The sequence below is a fragment of the Paraburkholderia sp. CNPSo 3274 genome (genome assembly GCF_024206475.1).
Lineage (GTDB): Bacteria > Pseudomonadota > Gammaproteobacteria > Burkholderiales > Burkholderiaceae > Paraburkholderia.
The window spans coordinates 1-8583 of the sequence record NZ_JAMBPR010000147.1 but is presented as its reverse complement, the minus strand read 5'-3'; the positions used below and the strand labels follow the sequence as shown (position 1 = coordinate 8583).

7 protein-coding genes and 1 pseudogene are annotated in these 8583 nt (G+C 61.5%); 4 read left to right on the top strand and 4 right to left on the bottom strand.

Features of this window, described 5'->3' with window-relative positions:
- Positions 1–235: transposase (locus M3I54_RS42770; protein ID WP_254337968.1), on the top strand; the 235-nt coding region annotated here is incomplete at its 5' end.
- A 4-nt stretch (positions 236–239) separates the two neighbouring features.
- Here the strand turns inward: M3I54_RS42770 and M3I54_RS42765 are convergent.
- A pseudogene (locus tag M3I54_RS42765) lies at positions 240–803 on the bottom strand (DNA polymerase IV); the annotation flags it as partial.
- A gap of 422 nt (positions 804–1225) precedes the next feature.
- Here M3I54_RS42765 and M3I54_RS42760 point away from each other — a divergent pair.
- Positions 1226–2002, top strand: a complete 777-nt coding sequence (locus M3I54_RS42760; protein ID WP_254346334.1) for an enoyl-CoA hydratase-related protein — start codon at positions 1226–1228, stop codon at positions 2000–2002.
- A gap of 31 nt (positions 2003–2033) precedes the next feature.
- On the opposite strand, the gene M3I54_RS42755 is transcribed toward M3I54_RS42760, so the two are convergent.
- Entirely contained in the window at positions 2034–2468 is a 435-nt protein-coding gene (locus M3I54_RS42755) for a MarR family winged helix-turn-helix transcriptional regulator (RefSeq protein ID WP_254346332.1), read from the bottom strand.
- 102 nt (positions 2469–2570) lie between these two features.
- A complete protein-coding gene (locus tag M3I54_RS42750; RefSeq protein ID WP_254346330.1) occupies positions 2571–3167 on the bottom strand; it encodes a DJ-1/PfpI family protein in 597 nt (198 codons plus the stop codon).
- Positions 3168–3257: 90 nt separating this feature from the next.
- Here M3I54_RS42750 and M3I54_RS42745 point away from each other — a divergent pair, with 90 nt between their 5' ends.
- Both M3I54_RS42745 and M3I54_RS42740 read left to right on the top strand, forming a co-directional pair.
- Positions 3258–4589, top strand: a complete 1332-nt coding sequence (locus tag M3I54_RS42745; RefSeq protein ID WP_254346326.1) for a PLP-dependent aminotransferase family protein — start codon at positions 3258–3260, stop codon at positions 4587–4589.
- Positions 4590–5110: 521 nt separating this feature from the next.
- Positions 5111–6286 carry a porin gene (locus tag M3I54_RS42740; protein WP_254346324.1) on the top strand — a complete coding sequence of 392 codons (1176 nt, stop codon included), beginning with the start codon at positions 5111–5113 and terminating at the stop codon, positions 6284–6286.
- Between the two features lie 220 nt (positions 6287–6506).
- Here the strand turns inward: M3I54_RS42740 and M3I54_RS42735 are convergent, their stop codons facing one another.
- On the bottom strand, positions 6507–8171 hold the full coding sequence (locus M3I54_RS42735) for an ABC-F family ATP-binding cassette domain-containing protein (RefSeq protein WP_254346322.1): 1665 nt from the start codon (positions 8169–8171) through the stop codon (positions 6507–6509).
- Positions 8172–8583: the final 412 nt, after the last annotated feature.

Genomic DNA, 8583 nt, shown 5'->3' with positions numbered 1-8583 from the left:
ACACCGAAACGTGCGGTTGCATTACACGCCGACCTATACCTCCTGGCTAAATCAGGTGGAGAACTGGTTCTCGCGCATCCAGCGCGACGTGATTGCGCGAGGTATCTTCACCACGGTAAAGGATCTGGAGCGCAAGCTGATGCGCTATATCCGCGAGCACAACAAGAATCCCAAGCCGATTAAATGGAAGTATGACGATCCATCGCGGCGAATTCGACCAGTGCCATTTCAATGACGCAGTCGACTAGTTTCAGGATTGTGATGCCGTCTGGCTTTTGCATATCGGAGCAGAGCTTTGCAAGCAGCTTGTTTGGCGCGATTCCGACAGAGCATGTGAGATTGGTCGCTTCGAAGACCGCGGACTTCAACCTGCGCGCGATTGCCTCTGCATCGCCATTCGTGAGTGAAACATCCGCGTAGACCTCGTCGATTCCAACGTCTTCTATGCTCGAACTGATTGACCGAACGGCATCTTTGAACAGTCGCGAGTACGCGCGGTAGAGGTCAAAGTTCACTGGCAGGAGAATCGCGTCTGGCGCTAACCGCGCGGCCTTCATGGCGGGCATTCCGGAATGCACTCCGAGTGCGCGAGCTTCGTAGGTCGCGGTCGTCAGGACACCTCTGCCCACATAGTCGCGTAACCGCGAGAACTCGCGTGTGCCGTCCGGGTTTGTTCGGGGCGCATCCGAGCGACGACCAGCAACCACCATGGCCTCGCCTCGTAGTTCGGGATACTGCGACAGTTCACAAGACGCAAAGAATGCGTCCATGTCGATGTGGGCTACGCGCCGATCATCTGGCATGCCTTGGTGCTCAAAAAATAGCTTTCAATGGCTCCGCGCGATGAGCAGCGAGACAACGACACGTTGCATTTGCGGATATACACTCGAACTGTACATTCATACAGTACTTTTGTCAGGATGCTGGATCTAATTCCGCAGATATTTTTGAGTGTTTGAGGCGAGGTAAGGGGGCCTTAGCCCCATGCTTCAGACGAAATAAGGACCGGATGCGCTCTTGGGCGTAAAAACACCGATGCCCCGATAAGCCCCTTGTCACTGGAAAAACACCTTGCCACGGCTTGACACGCGACTCCGCCGCTCCGACTGCGAAAACAAAAAAGCCCGCCGGCGTGGCGGGCTGCTGCGACCAGGCCGGCCCCGGTTTACTTTGCATGCGAACTACCTATATACTTCGCATGCAAACTAAATTTCAGGAGAGCACCATGAGTGCGGAAATTCACGTCGATCAAGCCGACGGCATTCTGACGATTACGCTTGCTAGAGCGGACAAGAAGAATGCCCTGACGAACGAGATGTATGGCACGCTGGCAGACATCATCGAGAACGCGGAGCACGACAGCCATATCCGCGTATTGCTGGTGCAAGGGGACGGAGACATCTTCACCGCGGGCAACGATGTGGGCGAGTTCGCCGCGATTGCATCGGGTAAGGGCCCCAGTGAGCGACACGTGCATCGCTTTTTGCATGCCCTGGCGAAGTCGAGCGTGCCCATCATCGCGGCGGTTCAGGGCAAGGCAGTCGGTATTGGCGCCACGCTTCTACTGCACTGCGACTACGTCCTGGTCGCGCCAGACGCAGAACTGATTACCCCGTTCGTCAATCTCGCCCTCGTCCCCGAGGCGGCGTCCAGCTACCTGCTTCCGCTGCGCGTCGGCCACGTCCGGGCGTTCGAGATGTTTGCGCTGGGGGAGCCGCTCGACGCGCAAACCGCCGTCGCGTGGGGCCTTGCCAACAAGGTCTGCGCAACGGGTCAACTACGCGACGATGCACGCAGGATGGCCGAAAGAATCGCCGCCAAGCCGGCCGGCTCACTGAGCGCCATGAAGAAGCTGATGCGCGAAGCCGAGACGCTGGTTGCGCAAATGGACAGCGAGAGCGCGAAATTTCAGGAGCGGCTGACGAGCGCCGAGGCGAGGGAGGCATTCGCGGCGTTTGCCGAGAAGCGCAAGCCGGACTTCTCCAGGGTTGCCCAGCACTAGCCAATGTCTTGCTGCCCGGCCACGGTTCAGGCTACGCGTCGCCGTCTTCGGCGAGCGGAAACTTGGACTGCAGGCTGGTCAGCCACCGCGCCACGACGTCAATCTCCGCTTCCGTAAATCCTGCGGTCAATCTGGCGTTCAAGTCCGTCATGCGCCGCTTTGACCTCTGGCGCGCGGTACGTCCTGCCTCCGTCAACCACAGGCGCGACACGCGGCCATCGGTCTCGTCAGCCCGACGTTCGATCAACCCGGCCTTTTCTGTCCGGTCAGCGAGACCGCTCATTCCTGGTGCGCCCAGATCCAGGGCAGCAGCGGCTTCGCTCATGAGCGCGCCGTTGCGATCACCCAAAAAAAACAGCAGCGCAGCCTGGGCTGCCGTGACGCCGCCGCCGGCCGCGCGCGTTTGCGACCACCGTTGCAGTCGGCGCTGTCCGACATTCAATAGATAGACGAGGCGATGCTTCATATCCGGGCAGATAAAATTGTGCGATTTAGTTCGCGTGCGAATTATATCATGCGCCGTGATCTGCACTTTCGAAGGGGCGCGAAGATGGTCAGCGGCTTCCAATTAAAGGAATGGCGAAATGTTCTCGATCGCGCGCGTGACGTAAGTTTCTTTCTCTCCCACTGGCGCTACATAGTGAATCGCACTGCGCGCAGCCTCGATGCCTGCAAGGCGCGCGATTACCCAGGCAGCGAGATAGTGCGATGCCAGACAGCCGCCAGCCGTCGCGACATTCCCTCTGGCCACGAACGGCTGATCGAGCACGGGTACGCCAGCCTCTTCGACCCACGGCCTGGTGGTCAGGTCCGTGCATGCGGGAACGCCCTGCAGCAAGTCCAGCTTCGCGAGGATCAGCGTGCCGGAGCACTGCGCGCCAAGCAGCTGGCGCGCAGGGTCGAGCTTGAGCTGCGACATCAGCGCGGGATCGGCGACGACGTCGCGCGTCCGTATTCCACTGCCGACCAACACCGCGTCGGCTTCGCATGCGTCCTTCAGCGACACTTGCGCCTCCAGCGCGAGGCCGTTCATTGAACGCACTCTGGACGAGGGACTGGCAATCGAAACCCGCCAGTCGGTTTTCCGGACCCGGTTGAGGAGGTTGAATGCGATCAGCGAGTCGAGTTCGTTGAAGCCTTCGAAGGTCAGGATCGCGATGTGCATGGCGGCCTCATACGGTGGAAGAGATTGTGTCGAGCCATGGTAGGGCCGACAATCAATACAATCAAATTATTGTCATGGATACATTGGACCATGCCGGAACCTCGCTACAAACAGCTGGTCGATCGGCTCGCGGCCGAAATCCGTGCAGGCCGTCTGCGTCCCGGCGCGCGTCTGCCCACGCACCGTGACCTGGCTGCGCGCGAGGGCCTGGCGCTGGTCACGGCAACGCGTGCCTATGCGGAGCTGCAGGCGATGGGGCTTGTCAGCGGCGAAACCGGCCGTGGCACGTTCGTCAAGGAGCCTCTGCCTCGCGGTCAAGGCGTCGAACTGCATGCGTGGAGCGCTGACGCCGTGGACCTCAGCTTCAACTATCCGTCGTCGCCCGATCAGACCGACCTGCTCAGGGCAGCACTGCGCCAACTCGCGGCGGCCGGAGACCTGGAGTCACTGCTCCGATACCAGCCCCACGGCGGGCGCGAACACGAGAGGGCGACCGCGGCGCGACACCTGGCCAGCCGGGCTCTGGAAGCGACCGCCGAAACCACGCTGTTCGTGAGCGGCGCGCAGCATGGACTGACGACAACGGCGATGGCGTTACTCGAACCCGGCGACGTGGTGGCGGTGGACGCGCTGACCTACCCGGGGTTCAAGCTGGCTGCCGAGACCAGCCGGCTGGAACTCGCACCGATCCCGGCCGCCGGGCGCGGCCCGGATCTGGACGCATTGGCGGCCTTGTGCAAGCGACGAAAGGTGCGCGCCGTCTACACGATGCCGACCCTGCACAATCCGCTCGGCTGGGTGATGGGCGCGACGCGGCGCCGCGAGCTTGTCGCCATCGCACGACGACATGGGCTGATTCTGATCGAGGACGCCGCTTATGCATTCCTGGCAGACGATGCGCCGCCGCCGTTGGCATCGCTTGCGCCGGAGGCAACGGTCTATGTGTCGAGCTTGTCGAAGAGTGTTGCGACAGGTCTGCGCATCGGTTTCATCCACGCACCGCACGAATGGGTGCCGAGGCTCGAACGGGCGATTCGGGCGACGACGTGGAACACGCCAGCGACCATGACGGCCATCGCCTGCGGCTGGATGGAAGACGGCACGGCAGCCAGGCTCGAAGACGAGAAGCGGAGCGATGCCGCGATACGCCAGGGTCTCGCCGCCGAGGTTCTGGGTCCGCTCAAGAGAATCGCGCACCCAGCGTCATACTTCATCTGGATTCCACTCGAACCGGAGGTCCGCGCCGACGCGATTGCGATGGCATTGATGCGCGAGCGGATTTCCGTGACGACTGCGCTGCCGTTCTCGACTTCGGCTCACGTGCCTCACGCCATTCGCCTGGCAATCGGTTCCGTCGATCTGATCACGCTCAAGCGGTCGCTAGAGACGGTGGCACGTGTGATTACCGAACACACTTACTGAACGGCACGCGCGATGGCGGAATATGTCTGGCAGGTTTCGGGTATGGAGCGGCAACTGGAAAGGCCGTTTTAGCGAATGCGCGAGCGACGGGTACTGGGCCCGACGCGGCTGGCCGACTTCGACCGTTCCCCAATGGCCGGTTTCCTGAAGCGCGGATATGAACGTGTGGAACGGCGAGCGGTGAACTTCGCGCCATCGAAAGTATGTTCCGTTTAATTCATTTTTATATTAAAGCTCCGCGGTCACACCAATAAAATTCAGTCTTTCTCCATTCTCTAGACTCCCCGGCATCGGCAATGCATCGTGCTCAAAGCAGCGCATCAACCACGGATAGGTCGTTATCCTGCATATCTAATAATCAGACGATTGGCGCATACCTGTGCCGGTACAGCAAATAAACAACACCCCGTAACTAATATCTGTGCCTCAATCAAATGACGCGCTACGCTCCCGTTCACGGTCTTATTGTTCGAGCGTGGAAAAACCTTCCCAGTCCGCTCACCAATTACTGTGGATAGCTAATGAAAAAAATAATCATTGCCAGCGCCACTGGCGCGCTTTTCGCTACCGCGGCGTCGTCGACATTCGCACAAAGCTCGGTCACGCTGTACGGCATCGTCGATGAAGCCATTCGGTATCAGACGAATGCTGGCCCGGGTGGCAACGATCAGGTCGCCATGACGTCCGGCCCGGAAACCCACAGCCGCTGGGGCTTGAGGGGTAGTGAGGATCTGGGCGACGGCTGGTCCGCGATCTTCCGCCTCGAGAACGGCTTCGAAGCCTTCAATGGGCAACTACACGTCCCCGGCACACTGTTCAGTCGGCAAGCTTTCGTGGGTCTGTCGAACAAAACGTGGGGCTCGCTGACCTTTGGCAGGCAATATGCGCCGGCCTACGACACCTTGGGCGACATCTTCGACCCGCTGACCGTTGGCAACTATTGGCAAAACAGCTGGATGTATAACGGCATCGGCCCTTACCTCGAAGTCAACAACTCGGTCAAGTACAAGGGCAGTTTCGATGGACTGGATGTCAATGCCCTTTACGGCTTTGGCAACCAGCCGGGCGCGGTCGGTCTCGGCGCCACCTATGCAGTGGAACTGACGTACACGTACGGCCCTGCCATGCTCAACGCGGGCTTCCAGCAGGTCTCGGTGCCGACATCTGCGACCGGCTCTTCGGTCGGCACCAGTGTCGGTAGCTCAATCAATGGCGCCAAGTCCAACTTTCTGCACATCAGCGGCGCGTTTCAGGTCACCCATGACATCCGCCTGCTGGCCGGCTGGCTGCGGGGGCAGGACCGGACTGGTCTGACTGACAGCTACATGCAGCAATCTGGCGCGCCGACACTGAAGGGTGGCAGCCCCAACCGTATCGACGACACCTATTACATCGGTGCGAACTGGCACGCCATGCCTGCCCTGCTGTTCACGTTCGCCTACTACTACGGGCAGACGCGCGATGCTGAACTGCTCGACGGCACGCTCGGCAGGGGGGTGAACCAATCGGCTACCGTTCTCGCCGAATACTCGTTCACGAAGCGCACGGAAGTGTACGGGATCACGGACTTCGCGCGCGGCACAGGCGCCTTCTCCGCCGACTACCCGGGCGGGGTCAACGGCGAGGGCGTTCCGACCAACACCATTGGCCGGACCAATCAAGTGGGCGTGGCAATCGGACTTCGCACGATGTTCTAACGACGTGTTCATACCACGGACGCGGACCCCGCGTCGGGTGCGCGGGCCAGCGCAACAGCGTCGCGGCTTTCTCGATTAGGCGAGTTTCCCGAACGGCTCTAGTTGGCCGATATCTTGCATTGGAGCGCGCTTGCCCGCACGATTGCAGTGCTTGGCGAACGTCCGCGCTTCGCCTCCCATGCAACGCCCGCCCCGGGGGGGGGGTAGCTCAGGCGCCGTTCTACTCTGCGGCAGCCTGCTCGCGCGTGCGACGGGCTTCGTCGCGCAGGAACTCCTGATAATCATCCAGATCGCCGTCGAAGGGCTCGACGCCGCCCCTGGTGACCAGCCAGAACTCATCACATACCGCGCGCAGCAGGGCCCGGTCGTGACTGACCAGCATCACCGTGCCTTCGAATTCGTTGAGCGCCATGGCTAGCGCTTCGCGTGTGGCCAGGTCGAGGTGGTTGGTAGGCTCGTCGAGCAGCAGCAGGTTGGGGCGCTGCCACACGATCATGCACAACACGAGCCGCGCCTTTTCGCCGCCGCTCATCGTGCTAACCGCCTGATGGACCATGTCGCCACTGAAGTTGAAGGTGCCGAGGAAAGTCCGAAGCGATTGTTCGGTTCCACTCTGTCCGGGGGCGCGCATGTGAGCCGGCGTGTCTTTGGCAAGGCGGATCATGTGTTCCATCGGTGTGTCGAGCGGGCGCAGCACGTCAAGCTCCTGCTGTGCGAAGTAGCCGATGTTCAGGCCTTTGCCTTCGCTGATTTCGCCGGCAATCGGCACCAGCGAGTGCGCCACCGTCTTCACCAGCGTGGACTTGCCCTGGCCGTTGGCACCGAGAATGCCGATGCGTTGCCCGGCCAGCACGGAACGGCTGATGCCCCGCACGATGACCGTGGGCGGCGTGCCCGGCAGTGCGCCGGTCGGCGCGGGGTAGCCGAAGCTCGCGTCCAGCATCGACAACAGCGGGTTCGGGACGTTGAGGGGCTCCTTGAACTCGAAGGTGAACTCCGCATCGGCAAGCACCGGTGCGATCTTTTCCATGCGTTCGAGCGCCTTGACCCGGCTCTGCGCCTGTTTCGCCTTCGAGGCCTTGGCCTTGAAACGGTCGATGAATTTCTGCAGATGAGCAATCTTGTCCGCCTGCCTGGCCATCGCGGCCTGCTGCAACAGGAGCTGCTCAGCGCGCATCTCTTCGAACTTGCTGTAGTTGCCGCCGTAACGCACGAGCTTGGCGTTGTCGACGTGCACCGTCACCTGCGTCACCGCGTCCAGGAATTCGCGGTCGTGGCTGATCACTACCAGGGTTCCTTGATAGCGCTTGAGCCAGGCTTCCAGCCAGACCAGCGCGTCGAGGTCGAGGTGATTGGTCGGCTCGTCGAGCAGGAGCAGGTCGGACGGGCACATGAGCGCGCGCGCCAGTTGCAGTCGCATGCGCCAGCCGCCGGAGAAACTGTTGACCGGCTGGCTAAGCTGCGCAGCACTGAAGCCAAGGCCCAGGATCAGCGCCTGGGCACGTGCGGGGGCATCGTGCGCACCGGCGTCGTGCAGACTCATGTAGGCGTGCGCCATGCGCATGCCGTCGTCGCTGGCCTCGGCGGCGGCGACTTCGGCCTGCGCGGCCAACAGCACGGTGTCACCCTCGACGACAAAGTCGGTCGCGTTCTGCGTGGTCTCCGGCATCTCCTGCGCGACCTGGCCCATCCTGTATGCGGCGGGAATCGAGAACTCGCCGCTATCTTCGTGCAGCGTGCCGTTGAGCAGGCCGAAGAAGGACGACTTGCCGGCGCCATTGCGGCCGACAAGACCAATCTTTTCGCCGGGGGTGAAGGTGACGGATGCGCGGTCGAGTACGACATTAACGCCGCGGCGCAGCGTGAGATTACGGACGGAAATCATAAGGAGCTACTTCGGAGAGGACATGCATGATAGCCGACCGGACGTGCAGGGCTGTCTCATTTCTGAGCCGCGTGCGCTTTGCGGCGCCCACCGTCCACAAAACAAGGCAGGCCCGGGCGTACCGGCTGCGGGGCCAGCGAACATAGCGGTGAATGACGGCCCTTGGCGTGCGCCGTGACAAGGCGGCGCTTTTCCAGTGGGTGAAAGCCCCACCCGGCAACCGCTCCAGCCGGAAGCAACCGGAGCAATCGTGGAGGTAACGAAGCGGTTGAAGCCTTCGGTGAAGCGTGTCACGAAATACGGTGACAGCGCGAGTGTGCAGGCCGTAACGCGAGTGAACGCCGAGCAAGCCTCGAAAACGTCGATGCACAGGCCGACCCGAAAGCCATGTCGGGGAAGGCTGATACGGCTG

Bases quoted from the DNA above. Each gene is read 5' to 3' on its own strand.
- M3I54_RS42750 (WP_254346330.1), bottom strand. From the start codon at position 3,167: ATGCACATCGCGATCCTGACCTTCGAAGGCTTCAACGAACTCGACTCG.
- M3I54_RS42740 (WP_254346324.1), top strand. From the start codon at position 5,111: ATGAAAAAAATAATCATTGCCAGCGCCACTGGCGCGCTTTTCGCTACC.
- M3I54_RS42735 (WP_254346322.1), bottom strand. From the start codon at position 8,171: ATGATTTCCGTCCGTAATCTCACGCTGCGCCGCGGCGTTAATGTCGTA.
- M3I54_RS42755 (WP_254346332.1), bottom strand. From the start codon at position 2,468: ATGAAGCATCGCCTCGTCTATCTATTGAATGTCGGACAGCGCCGACTG.
- M3I54_RS42760 (WP_254346334.1), top strand. From the start codon at position 1,226: ATGAGTGCGGAAATTCACGTCGATCAAGCCGACGGCATTCTGACGATT.
- M3I54_RS42745 (WP_254346326.1), top strand. From the start codon at position 3,258: ATGCCGGAACCTCGCTACAAACAGCTGGTCGATCGGCTCGCGGCCGAA.